Below are 16,553 nucleotides of genomic sequence, written 5' to 3' on the forward strand. Positions count from 1 at the left end.
GAAAATACTCTTCCCCATTCTTATCTGCTTTCTTGAAGCCGCAGGCTGCTCAGGGGTGGAGCGATCTCTTCAAGGGATTTGTTTTCGGCCTCCACACCCAGCCGGAATTCTACCACCCCGGCCGCCATCATCAGAGCGCCTCCGGCAGCGTAACCCCACATCACAGCGTTTCGTCCCGCATCGATCAGATGACCGAACAGCGCTGGTCCTGCAATGCCGCCAATCCCGGTGCCCAGCGCGTAGAAAATCGCAATTGCGACGGCGCGGACTTCCAGCGGAAAATTCTCGCCGACGGTAAGATAGGCTGAACTGGCAGCGGCAGAGGCGAAGAAAAATACGATCGTCCAGGCGACTGTCTGTGCAGTTGCATCCAGCATCCCCGCGCCGAACAGCAGACCAACCAAGGTCATTAGCAAGCCGGAGAGAAGATAGGTTCCGGTGATCATGGTTTTACGCCCCAGCGTATCGAACCATCGCCCCAGCAGCAGCGGGCCGAGAAAATTCCCGAGCGCAAAAGGAAAGATATAAAATCCAACCTGCGCATTGCCGACGCCTTCGAATTTATTCAGCACCAGCGCATACGTGAACAGCAGCGCATTATAACAGAATGCCTGAGCGCCCATCAGAACGGCTGCGAGAATGGTTCTGTCCCGATACTGCGTGAACAGACTATGCAGGCTGGGCAGAAACCAGCTTTTGACATCGGTGCGCAGACGTAACCGGGTGGGAGGAATGGGCGGAAGCGCATTATCCGGTCTGTCCTTGGCGACCATCGTTTCGATCTGGTGCATGGCTTCATCAGCCTCGCCGGGTCTGCCATGCGTCATCAGCCAGCGCGGACTTTCCGGAATCCAGCGCCGTAACAGCAGCACTATGAAGCCGATCAGGCCCCCGATCACGAAGCTCGCCCGCCAGCCTGTTTCCTGATCAATCCACTCGGGATGGCCCAGCGCCAGCACTGATCCCAGCGCTCCGATCGCCGCGCCGAGCCAGAACGAACCATTGATCGTCAGATCGACAAAACCGCGGCTGCGTGCCGGGATCAGTTCCTGAATCGTGGCGTTGACGGCGGCATATTCCCCGCCAATGCCCGCACCGGTCAGGAACCGGAACAGCACGAAGGACCAGAAACTCCACGATAATCCCGACAAAATCGTAGCGGTCAGATAGAGCAGTACGGTCAGGGTAAACAGTTTCTTCCGCCCAAGCCGGTCGGTCAGCCAGCCGAAAAACAAAGCCCCTCCGACGGCACCCGCAAGATAGGCGCTGGCTGTGAGACCGGCCTGTCCGCCGGTAAGCGTCAGGGCTGGACTGCTGGCGATTGCACCCGCCAGAGACCCGGCGAGAGTAACCTCCAGCCCGTCCAGAATCCAGGTAATCCCGAGGGCTATGATCACCAGCGTGTGAAACCGGCTCCAGGGCAGCCGATCCAGCCGAGCCGGAATATCGCTTGTGACTGAAGGTGGGGATTGCACCCTGGAATGTGGGCAATCGGAATGTATGCAATCAGCCTGGCGCGCTTCCATGAAACGCAAAACGGTCGGGCAGGGAGGCCGGTTGCATGCCCTCCTGTCCGGCCGGAATGGTCAGACCTTACTGTGCGCTGGCGCTCGCCTCGCTGCGATGTGCACCGACGCGGGCGGCCAGGGCGGCAGCCATGAACTCGTCCAGATCGCCATCCAGAACGGCACCCGGATTGCCTTTTTCAACGTTGGTGCGCAGATCTTTCACCAGCTGATAAGGGGCCAGAACATAGCTGCGGATCTGGTGGCCCCAGCCGATTTCGCTTTTGGCGTTTTCCTGTTCCTGTGCCGCGGCTTCACGCTTTTGCAGCTCCGCCTCATACAGGCGGGCTTTCAGCATGTTCATCGCCGTGGCGCGGTTGCGATGCTGGGAGCGGTCGGTCTGACAGGCGACGATGATACCCGATGGCACATGGGTGATGCGAATCGCGCTTTCCGTCTTGTTCACGTGCTGACCACCCGCACCGGAGGCGCGGAACGTATCGACCTTCAGATCAGCTTCGTTGATCTCGATCTCGATATTGTCGTCGACCACCGGATAGACCCAGATACTGGCGAAACTGGTCTGCCGCCTTGCGGCGCTGTCGAATGGGCTGATGCGGACCAGACGATGCACCCCAGCCTCGGTCTTGAGCCAACCATAGGCGGAGGGGCCGGCGACCTGAAGGGTCGCGGATTTGATCCCCGCCTGCTCCCCATCACTCTGTTCGATCAGCGTGACTTTGTAACCATGGGCTTCGGCCCAGCGCGTGTACATGCGCAACAGCATTTCGGCCCAATCCTGAGCCTCTGTTCCGCCTGCGCCGGAATTGATTTCCAGATAGGCGTCGTTGCCGTCAGCCTCGCCGGACAGCAGGCTTTCGATTTCCAGCCGCTTGGCTTCGGCGGCAATGGTTTCCAGCATGCGGCGGGCATCGGTGGCCATGGCTTCGTCGCCATCGGCTTCAGCCATTTCGGCCAGCTCGGTAGCGTCGCTGACTTCCGATTCCATGCGCAGCACGCCTTCCACCTGGCTGGCCAGACGGGTGCGTTCACGCATCACCGCCTGCGCGGCGGCGGAGTCGTTCCATAGATCAGGGTCTTCGGCGCGGGCATTCAGCTCCGCAAGGCGGTGTTGAGCGGCATCCCAGTCAAAGATGCCTCCTCAGCAGTGCAACGGACTGCTTGATCTGCTGGTTGAGGGCGTCGATTTCGGCGGACATGGTCCTGTTCCGGTCATACTGAAGTCAAAGAAAACGAGAGGCGCTCAATACAGCCCACCCATTCCGGTGTCGAGACCGCCGCTGCTTCCCCCACTGCCGGAGGAATCGCCGGGCTGTGCCGTCCCGGATGCGCTGCCGCCATCAATCATGGCACCCCCATCGGGCTGACCGGGCTTCAGGGCATCCCAACCGGCCGGGCTTTTCACCAGTGTCATGCCTTCCGGCATCGGGAATTGCAGCATGGGATGATCTTTCAGCGCGGCACTCATATATTCGCGCCAGACAGGGGCTGCCAGCGCTCCGCCGGTTTCGTGTTCGCCCAGAGAGGTGGGGTTGTCGAAACCGATCCAGACGATAGTGACCAGCGTCGGTGTAAAGCCGCCAAACCAGGCATCAACGAAATCCTGAGTCGTGCCGGTTTTGCCGGCAATGGGGCGTCCGCCCATACCGATCGAGGCCTGATAGCCGGTGCCGTGTGCCACCACATTTTCCATCATGGTGACAATCTGGAAGGTGCTCATCGCATCCGCCACCGGATTGCGCTTGTCATCCAGCACCGGCCCGGCATCGGTGGAGATGGCCGGGGGAGCAGAGGAGGAAGGAGACGTTGCGGGCGGGGTCGCAGGCGTTGTGCAGTTCTCGCAGGTAATGTCTTCCGGCTTCCAGATGACATGCCCGTCACGGTCCTGCACACTGTCGATCAGATGGGGTGTAACCAGCCTGCCGCCCTGCGCCAGCGACGCATAGGCGCCGGCTTCACGCAGTACGGTGGTATCCACCGCACCGAGCGCGGCGGGCAGGACTTTCGGCATGGACTCGACCAGATGGAAATCCATCGCTGTCTTGGCCACCGCCTCCATACCGACTTTCTGCGCGACCCGCAGCGTCACCAGATTGAGCGATTTTTGCAGTGCGACGCTCAGCGGCACCGGACCGGAGAAGGTCATCTCATAGTTATTGGGCCGCCACACACCTGCTGCCCCCATATTCATCACGAAGGGCGCATCCAGAAAGGTCTGGCCCGGTGCAATGCCCTGTTCCAGCGCCGTTAGATAAACGAATGGCTTGAATGAGCTTCCGGGCTGACGGTTGGCCTGTGTCGCCCGATTGAACTGGCTGGTTTCGAAACTCCAGCCGCCGCTCATTGCCAGAATACGGCCCGAGCGGGGATCGAGAGAAACGAGCGCCCCCTGCACATTGGGAATCTGGCGCAGCCGGACATGCAGGGCCGGGCCAGGGACTTCCCTGATCTGGGTGGCGGGTGTTTTGCGGGTCGATGAGGCGGCGGGTTGAACAACCGGGCTGCCGAGCGCTGCTTCGTCTACCTCGACCATCACGACATCGCCGACGGAGACGACATCATTCATCCGGCGGGGGACGCCACCCAGCTTCCCGTCTTTCACGGGACGTGCCCATTTCGTATCCGCCAGTTGCATCATGCCATGATGCACCGGAGCGGGGGTTGCGGTGGGCAGCGGGCTGGCGGGCGGATCGGTCCAGGCCAGGGAGGCATCGGCAGGCTGAATTTTCATCACTACAGCCAGTCGCCAGTTGCGTAGCATACCGGCCGGACGTGGCAGCTTCGCCAGTTCGGATTCCCATTGCGGGCTGGAAAGGCTGTTTTCTTCCAGATGGGCAACGGGACCTCGCCAGCCGCCATGGGACTGATCATAAGCCAGCAGCCCCCGATGCAGCGCCTGATCGGCGGCATTCTGCAGGGCTGGATCAAGGCTGGTGCGCACCGACAGGCCACCCTGTGTCGTGGTGTCGGCCCCGAAGCGCTCGACCAGTTTGCGCCGGACTTCCTCTACGAAGTAACCGGCGCCCGGGATGCCTTCGGGCCGGTGGAACGCGGTGGGTAGCACAGGTTGTTGTTTCGCTTCGGCGGCCTGCTCACGGGTGATGGCATGGTCTTCCGCCATGCGATCCAGCACCCAGTCCCGTCTGCCCCGCGCGACATCGGGATAGCGGAACGGGTTGTAATTGTTCGGTGCTTTGGGCAGGGCAGCCAGAAAAGCGGCTTCCGGTATTGTGATTTCGTCCAGCGGCTTGTTGAAATAGGCCTGTGCCGCGGCGGCAACGCCATAGGCGCCCTGACCGAGATAAATCTCGTTCAGATACAGCTCCAGAATGCGCTGTTTGCTAAGGCTTTCCTCGATCCGCAGGGCCAGAATGGCTTCCTTGATCTTGCGGGCGATCGAGACCTCATTGGTCAGCACCATGTTCTTGGCGACCTGCTGAGTGATCGTCGATGCACCGATGGGCCGCTTTCCATCATGTAAATGGTTCAGATCGGTGACGGCAGCCCGGAACATGGCAACGGGGTCAACGCCGGGATGGGTCCAGAAATGCTGGTCCTCGGCAGAGACGAAAGCTTTTTTCACAATGTCGGGAATGGCTGAAAATGGCACGAAGACGCGCCGTTCGGTGGCCAGTTCACTGACGATCTGGCCGTCAGCAGCATAGACGCGGCTCATGACACGGGGTTGATAGACGCGCAGCCCCTCCAGATCAGGCAGATCGGATGCGTAATGGCGATAGGCGGCATAGATCGCGACCACCCCTGTCAGACCGCCCAGTACGATCAGGCCGGCCAGCGCGCCGATCAGACGGCCGATCCAGCGAAAACGCCCGCCAGCCCGTCTTTTTCCGGCTTCACGCGCCGCATGCCGCGAGGACTGATTATCCTTGCGTTGTTTGCGGGGAGGCTCCCGCCCTGGTTCCGGAGAAGGAGGCGCCAGCCGTTCCCGCGCGGTCAGCACCGGGCGCGGCGGAACGGCAATGGAACGGTCGGGGGGCGGCAAATCGGATGACGTCATGCGCGGCTCTGTATCAGATTTCGTGATCCCGTGCATGGGGAAGGTGACTGATCCGCCATGCGATGGTGCCGTGGGCTGGAAGCGTGTGGAAAAGAAGTCAAGGCAGGGCGTTTATGTCCGTCAATCCATGATCGGGCACATGGTGCCTGATGGACGGAGCATGTCGGGTCATCCCCGCATGGCATAGCCGGCGCTGGTGGCGAAATAGGCTTCCACCGCGCGGGTCATGGCGGTGGCGATCCGTATGCGATGGTCGGGGCGGCGTAACAATGCCTCGTCCTGACGATTGGACATGAAGCCCATCTCGACCAGCACACTGGGAATATCAGCGGCTTTCAGAACGACAAAGCCGGCATGGCGGGCAGGATGGGTCAGCATCGGCACGGTGCTGTCGAGGCTGCTGACCATACTGTGTGACAATCGGGCTGATCCAATTTTGGTCTCTCTCCGCACCAGACTGGTGAGAATACGGGCGATATCGGGCGGCTGATTGCTGAAGGCCGGGCCGCCAAACCGGTCCACGCTGTTTTCCCGTTTCGCCAGAGACGCTGTCTGCGCGTCGGAGGCTGATGTTGCCAGCGTATAGACGCTGGCCCCGCGTACCCCGGCATTGTGCAGCGCATCCGCGTGCATGGAGATGAACAGGGAAGCTCCCTTGCTCTGGGCGCGATCCACCCTTCCGTCGAGGGGAATGAAGGTGTCGTTGGTCCGGGTCATTTCCACCCGGTAGCGCCCGGTCCGTTCCAGCTGGCGCTTCAGTTCCTGTGCGGCAGCAAGGGCGACATGTTTTTCATACGTGCCGGTGATGCCAATGGCACCCGGATCTTTGCCGCCATGGCCGGGATCGAGCATGATAAGACGGGGCGCGCTGTTTTTACGGGCAGCAGATTGGCCGGCTGGCGGAGCATGCAATGTTTTTATGGCATGAGGATGGCCGTGTTTCTGCGGCCCGGCAGCCTCGGCCTCTGCCATGCTGTCCAGCAATGCGGGGGGCATCATCCAGCTGGCAAGCAGGCCCGCCCTGGCAAGGAGCCGCCCGGAGGTCATCGCGCCGAGGAAGCTGCGGCGGTGCAGTGACAGAAGATCAGCCATAGTGCGTGTTTTTAACACCGTACGGTCGGTTTTGACTATTAAGCTTTGAAATATGGCGCATTTTGGGCGGCCTGTCTCCTTTGGATCACAGGATCGCGTCTTGCAGTGGGCCGGCATTTGTTCCATGCTGGGTGTGCCAGAGAGATTGCCAGCGGCGTCTCCATGCCCGCCGACAGATCGTTCGGATCGTCAGCCGGATGCATGGGGCCAACCGCCGGGCTGGTTTCATACTGGACAGCGAGCGCACCCGCGCCGCGGCCACGCATCATGTGGCGTTGGGAAAACCGCCGGGTCTGGCGCCTGAAACGGCTGCCGCACCCAGTTTTTTAGACCGAAGGATCGAGACGCCAGGCTGTGTGGCTATATTCGGAACTGACTGAGATTGTCATGCCATGCGCCTCAGGCGCTGGCCCGGATACGGTTGCGGCTGTGCGTGCCCTTCGCGACGATACACCGACACAACGTCATGCCCGGTGGAGCGCGCCGTTCGCGCATATCCCGGGTGTGTACCGGAGCTCATTATTCAATGACCAAAAAAATGCTCATCGACGCCAGCCATGCGGAAGAAACCCGCGTGGTGGTGATGGATGGAAACCGGCTTGAAGATTTCGACGTTGAGGCAGCGTCCCGTAAACAGATCAAAGGGAATATTTATCTCGCCAAAGTCGTCCGGGTAGAGCCGAGCCTTCAGGCCGCTTTCGTCGAATATGGCGGTAACCGGCATGGCTTTCTGGCTTTCAGTGAAATCCATCCCGACTACTATCAGATCCCTGTTGCCGACCGTCAGCGCCTGCTCGCCATGCAGGAAGAGGAAGCACGTGAGGAGGAGGAGGCTGAGGAAGCCGAATTTTCCGCCGCTGAGGCGCGTCGTTCCGCCTCCCGACCGTTGAACAACGCTCGGGAGGTCATCCAGGCGGATTCAGAACAGCCCGAAGCATCCGATCCGCAAGAGGACGGGGCCGATCATGGGGTGCAGGATGAATCCGCCGCCGATTTTTCTGGAGAGGCCGGGGATGAGGGGAGCGTTCCTGCCTCCGCCGGGGAAGGCGATGATCAGGAGGAGAGCCGTCAGGCCTCGCGCCCGGCCCGCCAGAAAGAAGATCGTGAGCGCCGCTCTCCCCGTTTTCTGCGCAATTATAAAATTCAGGAAGTCATCAAGCGCCGCCAGATCCTGCTGATTCAGGTGGTGAAGGAAGAGCGGGGCAATAAAGGGGCCGCGCTGAGCACTTATATTTCTCTTGCTGGCCGCTATTGCGTGTTGATGCCGAACTCGCCGCGTGGTGGTGGCGTGTCACGCAAGATTACCTCCGCCACGGATCGCCGCCGTCTGAAAGACATTATCGGCGCGCTGGAGATCCCGCGCGGCATGGGCATCATCGTCCGCACGGCTGGCGGGAACCGCCCGAAGGCGGAGATCATGCGGGACTGCGAATACCTGTTGCGCCTGTGGGATGATATCCGCGACATCACCCTGCGTTCATCCGCGCCCGCGCTGATTCACGAGGAAGCCAGCCTGATCAAGCGGGCGATCCGTGATGTCTATACCAGTACGATTGAGGAAGTGCTGGTCGATGGGGAAGAAGGTTGGCGGGCTGCGCGCGATATCATGCGCATGCTGATGCCGTCCCATGCCCGCAAGGTGATCTGCTGGAACGCTGACAAGGAACGTGCCGGACAGCCCCTGTTCGCTCATTATCAGGTCGAATCGCAACTTGATGCCATTCTGGCGCCGAATGTTTCGCTGAAATCCGGGGGCTATCTGGTAATCAACCAGGCCGAGGCTCTGGTGGCGATCGACGTCAATTCCGGTCGTTCCACGAAGGAGCGGGGGATTGAGGAAACAGCCCTCCGCACCAATCTGGAAGCGGCGGATGAGGTCGCCCGTCAGCTGCGTCTGCGTGATCTTGCCGGTCTGATCGTGATCGATTTCATCGACATGGAAAGCCGCAAGCATAACGGCATGGTCGAGCGGCGGCTGAAGGAAGCGTTGAAGAACGACCGTGCCCGCATTCAGGTCGGCCAGATCAGCAGCTTTGGCCTGCTGGAAATGAGCCGCCAGCGTCTGCGCCCGTCCCTGACCGAAACCAGCATGATCACCTGCCCGCATTGCAATGGGCTTGGTCTGGTCCGCACCACTGAGGGTGCTTCCGTCCATGTGCTGCGGGCGATCGAGGAAGAGGGCGCACGCCGTCGCTATGCCGAGATCATGGTGCACGCCGCTGCCGATGTGGCGTTCTACATTCTGAACAATCGCCGGGATTTTCTGGCCACGCTGGAATCCCGCTTCGGCATGAAGGTGCTTTTCTCCGCTGATACGCAGTTCAGTGGTTCCCAGTTGCGGATTGAGAAAATCCGTGCCCGTGCGATGGAAGACGTGGTCCGGACTCCGCTGATCGGCGTTGCTGATCCGCAGCCGAGCGTTGCGGGTGATCTGTATGATTTCGCTGATGCCTCTGACGGTTTTGCGACGTTCGAGGCGGCCCCGGTGGCGGCATTGCCCGTGGCTGTGCAGGCAGAACCGGTTGGAACCGCCGAGGAAGGTAACAACGGTGGCAGGCTGCCTTCCGCGGAAGGCGATTCTGAACCCGGGCCGGATGATGGAGAGCGCCGCCGTCGCCGTCGTCGTCGTCGTCGTGGCAATCGCCGTAATGACGGGGCCGAGAATGGGATGGATGCCCGGTCGGAGCAGGATGAGAACGGCAATCCGGTCGAAGAGGGTGAGGGTGTCAGGCACGGGGATGCCAATACCTCTGCGCTGCCCGTGGAAACCACAGAGCTGACAGTGGCCGGAGTTGCTTCCAAAGAAACCAGTGCGGAAACACAGGGCGACGCCATCGATGGTACGCAGGCTGTCTCCGGTGAATTTGGTGATGAGTTTGCGGAGGATTCCCGTCCGCGCCGCCGTGGCCGCCGTGGCGGGCGTGGGCGGCGTCAGCCTGCTCAGGCGAATGGCCATGATGCGGGGGAAGTGGCCTATACCGGTCCCACCCCGGCTGATCCGTTCGGTCAGCAGCCGCTGGATGTATTCGACGTGATGGATGGTATTGAGCAACCGATGATCCGTGACGGGAAAGTGGATCAGGGCTCCCGCTCCGAACGCCATCCTGACCTGGTGCCTGAGCCGGTTGTCGTGTCTGAGGAGCAGGCTGAGCCCTATATTGCGCCCCCCATCCAGCCAGTGGTGATTGAGGATACCGCTCCACGGGCCAGACGAGGCTGGTGGAAACGCTGAGGCAACCCCTGTTGCGGAAGCCTGAATGAAAAAAGGCCGGGTCGCGCGTCTTGGAACGCTCGCCCGGCCTCTTTTGTCCGCGCATGATAAAAATCATGTCGATGGGCTTTACAGGTCAGCCCCGGAACGGTATTACGCGCGCCTCGGCAGGTTGGGCGCATAGCTCAGTTGGTAGAGCAGCTGACTCTTAATCAGCGGGTCCAAGGTTCGAGTCCTTGTGCGCCCACCAACTTGCCGAAAATCCCTTCTATTTTGTCGTATACGCCCGAATATTCTGGCAATATACTTCTTGCATGCGATGCGATCACTGCCGTCGTTCAGGGATGTGGACATCCTTCATCCTTTAATACAGTCAGACATTTTCTAGTCACCAAAACCGAGAAAATTTCCGTGAAGGCAGTGGTACCGGTTTTTCTGGTCATGACTGTGGTATTGGCGGGTGCATCGGACACTGCTGCTAAGGCTGATAAAGCCGCTCCTGATCCATCTGTTATGGTGCAGGCACCCTGGTCTGTTCCCGATATCAATACCCTGCCGCAGGATGAATGGGGCCGTACGGTCAGATATGGCCGCGATTTGATTGTCAGGACAGCGTCCCTGATCGGTCCGGAAGTGTCTGATCCGGCACGGCGTTTTGCCGGCAACAATCTGAATTGTCAGAGCTGTCATCTGCAGGGCGGCACCAAAAAATTTGGCCTGCCACTGATCGGTGTATTCGCGGATTTTCCGAATTATCGCGCCCGTTCCGGCACTGTCGGGACAATTGAGGATCGTGTCCAGGGATGCATGCAACGGAGCATGAACGGTAAGCCTCTGCCTTGGGATGGGAAGGAGATGAAGGCGATCGTCTCCTATCTGCAATTTCTGTCCACTGGTCGTCCTGTCGGTGCGCCTACTTTGGGACGAGGGTCCGGCCGCATGCCGGAGCTGATGCGGGCTGCTGATCCCGTGCGTGGTCAGACCCTGTACAAGCAGGTTTGTGCCGCATGCCATGGTCAGGATGGGCAGGGACAGCGTGTCGGCAGAGTGGGTGATGCACAAGGATACGCGGTACCACCGCTATGGGGGGCTGACAGCTTCAATAATGGTGCCGGGATGGATCGTCTGATCAATACAGCGAATTTTATCCACAACAACATGCCTGATGGTACGAACTGGACACAGCCGGTGCTCTCCATCGAGGATTCATGGGATGTGGCGGCGTTTATCGATATACAGCCAAGACCTGCCAAAGCAGATCTTCAGCGGGACTTCCCGAACAGGATGGAAAAACCCGTTGATACACCCTATGGCCCTTATGCGGACGGGTTCAGCCAGAAACAGCATGTTCTCGGGCCGTTTCAGCCTATTCGCGATGCTCTCAAGCGTCTGCGCAATGCAGACAGATAAATATGCTTTTGAGGAATATGATGTGTGGCTGCATCACCATGATGATGGGATTCCGGGATGGAATCTTTTTTGTCAGCCAGGGCACTCAAGATAGCGCGTGATACGTCTGAAGGCCTGTTGCGCATGACGGATGCACTGCTCGGCTTCCACAGCCGTATGATCCAGCAGAGATCTGAAACGCAGCCATCCCCCCGATACTCCATCGCGCCCTAGATGGAGATGTTGCAGACCATAAGTGTCATGCAGACCATGTCTTTCAAGTTGTCTCGCAATATGCGCAGCGCCAAGCTTCGATCCTTCGGCGACATAAAGCCAGCCGAGAGCAGAGGAGGTATCTTTTGCACCGGTTGGAATGGCTGACTGCATGGATGGCAGTGTCAGTCCAAGGGCAGCGGCATCGGCCTCAATGGCCGGCAGCCGGTTGCGCTCCGCCAGGTCGGGGATCAGTTGAAGCAGTGCTTTCTTCTGATAGAGCGGAACGATATCCCTGTGAAAACAATACTGTGCTGTCAGAAAATGCCTGTATCCATCAAGGGTAATCAGAAGTTTTCTGACAATCCGGTCCAGCCTGTCGTGATAGGAATATGTCTGTTGTTTCAGTGTGATTGATAAATTGTCTTGCATTGCGAAAACTGAAAGAAAATATTTTTATCAATAACGATCTACCAACAACATGGTTTCTGACGGCCTTTCCCTGCATTCCTGTTGCAATTCGTCACGTTTGTGATGCCGGCCTGTTACGCAACCGGTGTTTCCTTCGGTTGTTGCCACCGGTCAGGTGGTGATGGCCAGAATTCAGGAGGATAATTCACAATGCGCAGGATCATGTTAACAGGTGCGGGCTTGCTGGCTTTTAGCGTGGCTGGTGCTGTCTATGCTCAGGGCGTCCCTCCGGTTCCGGAGGGTCCAGCGCATGGGCCTGCTGCCCCTATGCTGCCGCCGGATCACCATCATCCGTTCGGGCCTCCTCCTCCGCCCCCGTCAAAGGCTGCATTTTTCAGGCTCCACCGCGGTGATCTGAGTGTCGCCGTCAAATGTGCGGAAGGAGAGAATACGAAAACATGTGTCGATGAGGCGAGCCGGCTGATGGATCATTTCGCCTCGGTCGCGAACACGCACTGAGTCTCTATGCACGGGTCGGCATCCGCCACGCGCTGCCGGTTTCAGGCGTGTGGCAGCGATGTCAGCAAGGTTTCGGCCAGATGGGACAGGGGGCCGTTTTTTCTGGCACCGTTCATGCGATCATTGCGGCGCAGCGTCAGCAGACGCTCGTGCAGGGCGCTGCGTCCGTCATCAGCCAGATGCCGGTCGAGCAGGATCACCAGCTCCCGCAGCATGTCCGTGGCAGCATTCAGCTCATTGCTCAGGGCCAGAATGCGTGCGTCGGGCGTATGATGGCTGAATGGCATGGCAGCTCCGGTATGATTCTCATGGTCTGTTCAGGAACAAGACTGTTTTCATAAACCTGAATGATCTTCGGGAGATACGGAGAACTGTTCGCTGCTTTTTTCAACTTTTGAGCACATGTCCGGCTGTTGCTGCTGCCGGAAACATAGCTGACCATGGAGATGGCCGTTACTTCATGCGATAATGGTGGGATGTCCCATGTCGAGCAGCGTCCGTTTGCCCCTTTCTCCTCCCTTTACAGCCATGGTCTGGTGAGGGTGGCGGCATGTGTGCCGCCTGTTCATATCGCCAATCCGGCCCGGAATGCGGACGAGATTGCGGCTTTGGCAATGCGTGCCGATGCGCAGGGCGTGGCGGTTGTGGTATTCCCTGAACTCTGCCTGAGCGGATATGCGATTGACGATCTGGTGCAGCAGGATGTGCTGCTGGATGCGGTGGATGCGGCGATAGGCGCGTTGCTACGCCGTAGCGCGGGCTGGATGAGTGTGATCGTCATCGGTGCACCGGTTCGGCAGGGCGGGCGCCTGTTTAATGCTGCCATTGTGCTGCATCGCGGGCGCGTGCTGGGGGTGGTACCGAAATCCTATTTGCCGAATTACCGCGAATTTTACGAGCGTCGTCATTTCACGCCCGGGCTTTCGGTGCAGGGGCAGAGCATTCGCATCGGTGATGAGGATGCGCCTTTCGGCACAGACCTTCTGTTTGCAGCCGAGGATGTGGAGGGATTGATCCTGCATGTCGAGATCTGCGAAGACATGTGGATGCCGGTGTCACCGGCCAGTCTGGGCGCGTTGAACGGGGCGACGGTGCTGGCCAATCTTTCCGGCAGCCCGATCACGATAGGGCGTGCCGACAGTCGTGCATTGCTGAGCCGCTCTGCCTCCATGCGCTGTGTCGCGGCCACGGTCTATGCCGCGGCGGGTTGGGGGGAGAGCACGACCGATCTCGCCTGGGACGGGCAGGCGACGATTTATGAGAACGGAACCCTGCTGGCCGAAACCCCTCGCTTCGCGCAGGAAGCCACGATGGCGGTGGCCGATATCGATCCGGGCCTGCTGATGCAGGAGCGGATGCGGGTGCATGGGTTCGAGGAAAACCGGCATGCAATGGCGGGCGCGGCCATGCGCCGGATTGGTTTCCGGCTGGATCCGCCCTCCCGTGATCTGGGGCTGCGCCGTCGGGTAGAGCGTTTTCCCTTCGTGCCTGCCGATCCCGCCCGTCTGGCTCAGGATTGCTATGAGGCCTACAATATTCAGGTGCGCGGTCTGGCGCAGCGCCTGTCTGCGGCCAAGATCGGCAAGCTGGTCATCGGGGTGTCGGGCGGGCTGGATTCAACCCATGCCCTGATCGTGGCAGCGCGGGCGATGGATGTACTGCAGCGGCCCCGCTCCGACATTCTGGCCTACACCATGCCCGGTTTCGCGACCGGGGATGAAACACGCAACAACGCGCTGGCGCTGATGCGGGTGCTCGGCGTGTCCGCGCATGAGCTGGATATCCGGCCGGCCGCCCGGCAGATGCTGGCCGATCTGGAGCACCCTTTTGCCGGAGGGGAACAGGTCTATGACATTACGTTCGAGAACGTGCAGGCCGGGCTGCGCACCGATTACCTGTTCCGGCTCGCCAATCAGCATAACGGGATTGTGCTTGGCACCGGTGACCTGTCCGAACTGGCGCTGGGCTGGTGCACCTATGGCGTCGGCGACCAGATGTCGCACTATAACGTCAATGCCGGAGTGCCCAAGACCCTGATCCAGCATCTGATCCGCTGGGCCGGGGGCAGCGGCGATTTCTCCGATGAGGCACGCGTGATTTTCGAGGCGATTCTGAACACGGAAATCTCGCCGGAGCTGATCCCGGTTGCGAAGGGAGAGAAGCCGCAGAGCACGGAAGGTACCATTGGTCCCTATGCCTTGCATGATTTCACCTTGTTCCATGTCCTGCGCTACGGATTCCGTCCATCCAAGATCGCTTTTCTCGCCTGGCACGCCTGGCATGACGCACAGCAGGGCGTATGGCCGCCCAACTATCCGTTAGATCAGCGGCGCTCCTACGATCTGGCCGATATAAGACAGTGGATGCAGGTATTCCTGAAGCGTTTCTTCGGCTTCAGCCAGTTCAAACGATCCGCCCTTCCGAACGGTCCGAAAATCTCTGCCGGGGGAGCATTGTCCCCGCGTGGTGACTGGCGGGCACCGTCCGATGGCAGTGCGGAGATATGGCTGCAAGAGCTGGCTGCTCATGTACCGGATGATTTTTCCTGACCAACTGCGCTTTGTCGGCACAGCTTCGGCTTGATTAGCGGCCCGTTTTCACGTCATCTGTCACGATGCGATTCACCATCGACCGCCTTGATCATCTCGTTATGAACGTCCGCGATGTGGAAATATCCGCATCCTGGTACCAGCGTGTGCTGGGGATGGAACGGGAGGAATTCGGAACAGAGCGCCGTACCGCGCTGCGTTTCGGCGGCCAGAAAATCAATCTGCGCCCGTTCGATAATGAAACCCGTAGCTGGTCTACCGCCGCTCATCCTCAGATCGGCAGCGACGATCTGTGTTTCATCACGGCGGTCGGGCCGGATCAGGTGGTCGAACATCTGCACGATTGCGGCGTCACGGTCGAGGAAGGGCCGGTGCGCAAACATGGTGCGCTGGGGCAGATTCATTCCATCTACTGCCGCGACCCTGATGGTAATCTGGTGGAGATCGCCTCCTATCTCGCTGAATAATCTGCCCTGCCTGTGCGCAGGCAGAGCTTGAAGCGCGGAGGCAGGCCCGGCAGATAGAGGGCCATGAGTACAGCCCCTCTCGATATTGCCGATTTCACTTTCGATCTGCCGCCGGAGCGAATCGCCCATGAACCGGCGCGTCCGCGCGAATCCGCCCGTCTGCTGCATGTGCCGGCAGGGGAGGAGGGGGTCCATGATCATCATATCCGCGATCTGCCCGACCTGCTGAGGCCGGGCGATGTGCTGGTGGCCAATGATACGCGGGTGATCCCGGCGCAACTCACGGCATGGCGCGGACAGGCGCGGATCGGCCTGACGCTCAACCGGCCTCTGCCGGATGGAAGCTGGCATGTGCTGGCCCGCAATGCGCGTCGCCTGCGGGCCGGGGACAGGCTGCGCTTTACCGAGCATGACACGCAGTCCACCCACACGCAGCCCACCGGCATGCTGGCGGCCGAGGTGGTGGCCCGTGACGAAGACGGGGGCGCCATCCTGCGTTTTGTCGCGGAGGATTTCGATGCGGCACTGGCGCAGTACGGGGCGCTGGCCTTGCCGCCTTATATCGATCGTCCGCAAGGGCCGACCGCTCAGGATGCAAAAGATTACCAGACTGTCTTTGCCCGTCATCGCGGCGCGGTGGCGGCGCCGACGGCGGGGCTGCATTTTACTCCGGCCTTGCTGGACAGGCTGGCGGCAAAGGGGATCGAACGTGTCACGATCACCCTGCATGTCGGCGCCGGTACTTTCCTGCCGATGCGTGATGATACGATCGAGGCCCATCGTCTGCATGCAGAGCGCGGCGTTATCACGCCGGAGGCTGCCTCACGGATCAATGCGGCCAAACGGGTCATTGCGGTCGGCACCACCAGCTTGCGCCTGCTGGAAAGTGCGGCTGATGCTGCGGGGGGCGTACGTCCTTTTGATGCCGAGACCGATATTTTCATCAAGCCGGGCCACCGGTTCCGCACCGCGCATGCATTGCTGACGAATTTTCATCTGCCGCGTTCGACCCTGTTCATGCTGGTCTGTGCCTTTGCCGGAACAGCGCGGATGCGGGCGGCCTATGCGTATGCCATCGCTGAGGCTTACCGTTTCTACTCCTACGGTGATGCCTGTCTGATCGAGCGGGACTTGCGCGACAGGCATTAAGGCGGCACA

General features: G+C 60.1%; 12 protein-coding genes and 1 tRNA gene. 7 read left to right on the top strand and 6 right to left on the bottom strand.

The annotated features are described in order from the left end of the window. Positions 1–20: 20 nt before the first annotated feature. The 4 genes from GBCGDNIH1_RS13780 to GBCGDNIH1_RS13795 all read right to left on the bottom strand — a co-directional run bounded on the left by GBCGDNIH1_RS13780 (position 21) and on the right by GBCGDNIH1_RS13795 (position 6,516). The gene (locus tag GBCGDNIH1_RS13780) at positions 21–1,526 is read right to left on the bottom strand and encodes an MFS transporter (RefSeq protein ID WP_050748506.1); all 1,506 of its coding nucleotides are present in this window, start codon (positions 1,524–1,526) and stop codon (positions 21–23) included. 67 nt (positions 1,527–1,593) lie between these two features. Further along, a protein-coding gene (gene prfB, locus GBCGDNIH1_RS13785; protein ID WP_096912883.1) for a peptide chain release factor 2 occupies positions 1,594–2,725 on the bottom strand; the annotation gives its coding sequence in 2 pieces (ribosomal slippage) (positions 1,594–2,655 and positions 2,657–2,725; 1,131 coding nt in all). A 44-nt stretch (positions 2,726–2,769) separates the two neighbouring features. Further along, positions 2,770–5,544 carry a penicillin-binding protein 1A gene (locus GBCGDNIH1_RS13790; protein WP_080504528.1) on the bottom strand — a complete coding sequence of 925 codons (2,775 nt, stop codon included), beginning with the start codon at positions 5,542–5,544 and terminating at the stop codon, positions 2,770–2,772. A 168-nt stretch (positions 5,545–5,712) separates the two neighbouring features. After that, positions 5,713–6,516, bottom strand: a complete 804-nt coding sequence (locus GBCGDNIH1_RS13795; protein ID WP_408874644.1) for an N-acetylmuramoyl-L-alanine amidase family protein — start codon at positions 6,514–6,516, stop codon at positions 5,713–5,715. A 646-nt stretch (positions 6,517–7,162) separates the two neighbouring features. Between GBCGDNIH1_RS13795 and GBCGDNIH1_RS13805 the strand changes: the two genes are divergently transcribed. From GBCGDNIH1_RS13805 to GBCGDNIH1_RS13815, 3 genes are all read left to right on the top strand, one after another. Then, positions 7,163–9,868: an Rne/Rng family ribonuclease gene (locus tag GBCGDNIH1_RS13805; protein ID WP_043452622.1), complete on the top strand. Its 2,706-nt coding sequence runs from the start codon at positions 7,163–7,165 to the stop codon at positions 9,866–9,868. A 153-nt stretch (positions 9,869–10,021) separates the two neighbouring features. Then, positions 10,022–10,097, top strand: a tRNA-Lys gene (locus tag GBCGDNIH1_RS13810). A gap of 161 nt (positions 10,098–10,258) precedes the next feature. Then, positions 10,259–11,257: a c-type cytochrome gene (locus GBCGDNIH1_RS13815; protein WP_157691960.1), complete on the top strand. Its 999-nt coding sequence runs from the start codon at positions 10,259–10,261 to the stop codon at positions 11,255–11,257. A gap of 72 nt (positions 11,258–11,329) precedes the next feature. Here GBCGDNIH1_RS13815 and GBCGDNIH1_RS13820 read toward each other — a convergent pair whose 3' ends face one another. Continuing rightward, the gene (locus tag GBCGDNIH1_RS13820) at positions 11,330–11,881 is read right to left on the bottom strand and encodes a biliverdin-producing heme oxygenase (protein ID WP_011630992.1); all 552 of its coding nucleotides are present in this window, start codon (positions 11,879–11,881) and stop codon (positions 11,330–11,332) included. 189 nt (positions 11,882–12,070) lie between these two features. Here GBCGDNIH1_RS13820 and GBCGDNIH1_RS24965 point away from each other — a divergent pair, with 189 nt between their 5' ends. Next, entirely contained in the window at positions 12,071–12,379 is a 309-nt protein-coding gene (locus GBCGDNIH1_RS24965) for a hypothetical protein (RefSeq protein WP_011630993.1), read from the top strand. A gap of 41 nt (positions 12,380–12,420) precedes the next feature. Here the strand turns inward: GBCGDNIH1_RS24965 and GBCGDNIH1_RS13830 are convergent, their stop codons facing one another. Further along, positions 12,421–12,666 carry a hypothetical protein gene (locus tag GBCGDNIH1_RS13830; protein ID WP_011630994.1) on the bottom strand — a complete coding sequence of 82 codons (246 nt, stop codon included), beginning with the start codon at positions 12,664–12,666 and terminating at the stop codon, positions 12,421–12,423. A gap of 153 nt (positions 12,667–12,819) precedes the next feature. On the opposite strand from GBCGDNIH1_RS13830, the gene GBCGDNIH1_RS13835 reads away from it, so the two are divergent. The 3 genes from GBCGDNIH1_RS13835 (at position 12,820) to queA (ending at position 16,544) form a co-directional block, all read left to right on the top strand. Then, positions 12,820–14,928, top strand: coding sequence for an NAD(+) synthase (locus tag GBCGDNIH1_RS13835; protein ID WP_011630995.1), 2,109 nt, complete (start codon positions 12,820–12,822; stop codon positions 14,926–14,928). A gap of 65 nt (positions 14,929–14,993) precedes the next feature. Then, the gene (locus tag GBCGDNIH1_RS13840; protein WP_011630996.1) at positions 14,994–15,395 is read left to right on the top strand and encodes a VOC family protein; all 402 of its coding nucleotides are present in this window, start codon (positions 14,994–14,996) and stop codon (positions 15,393–15,395) included. A gap of 63 nt (positions 15,396–15,458) precedes the next feature. Beyond that, complete coding sequence (queA, locus tag GBCGDNIH1_RS13845; protein ID WP_011630997.1) at positions 15,459–16,544, top strand: tRNA preQ1(34) S-adenosylmethionine ribosyltransferase-isomerase QueA; 1,086 nt, start codon at positions 15,459–15,461, stop codon at positions 16,542–16,544. Positions 16,545–16,553: the final 9 nt, after the last annotated feature.

This window comes from Granulibacter bethesdensis CGDNIH1 (genome assembly GCF_000014285.2).
Classification (GTDB): domain Bacteria; phylum Pseudomonadota; class Alphaproteobacteria; order Acetobacterales; family Acetobacteraceae; genus Granulibacter; species Granulibacter bethesdensis.

Bases quoted from the DNA above. Each gene is read 5' to 3' on its own strand.
- GBCGDNIH1_RS13780 (WP_050748506.1), bottom strand. From the start codon at position 1,526: ATGGAAGCGCGCCAGGCTGATTGCATACATTCCGATTGCCCACATTCC.
- GBCGDNIH1_RS13790 (WP_080504528.1), bottom strand. From the start codon at position 5,544: ATGACGTCATCCGATTTGCCGCCCCCCGACCGTTCCATTGCCGTTCCG.
- GBCGDNIH1_RS13795 (WP_408874644.1), bottom strand. From the start codon at position 6,516: ATGGCAGAGGCCGAGGCTGCCGGGCCGCAGAAACACGGCCATCCTCAT.
- GBCGDNIH1_RS13805 (WP_043452622.1), top strand. From the start codon at position 7,163: ATGACCAAAAAAATGCTCATCGACGCCAGCCATGCGGAAGAAACCCGC.
- GBCGDNIH1_RS13820 (WP_011630992.1), bottom strand. From the start codon at position 11,881: ATGCAAGACAATTTATCAATCACACTGAAACAACAGACATATTCCTAT.
- GBCGDNIH1_RS24965 (WP_011630993.1), top strand. From the start codon at position 12,071: ATGCGCAGGATCATGTTAACAGGTGCGGGCTTGCTGGCTTTTAGCGTG.
- GBCGDNIH1_RS13830 (WP_011630994.1), bottom strand. From the start codon at position 12,666: ATGCCATTCAGCCATCATACGCCCGACGCACGCATTCTGGCCCTGAGC.
- GBCGDNIH1_RS13835 (WP_011630995.1), top strand. From the start codon at position 12,820: ATGGAGATGGCCGTTACTTCATGCGATAATGGTGGGATGTCCCATGTC.
- GBCGDNIH1_RS13840 (WP_011630996.1), top strand. From the start codon at position 14,994: ATGCGATTCACCATCGACCGCCTTGATCATCTCGTTATGAACGTCCGC.
- queA (WP_011630997.1), top strand. From the start codon at position 15,459: ATGAGTACAGCCCCTCTCGATATTGCCGATTTCACTTTCGATCTGCCG.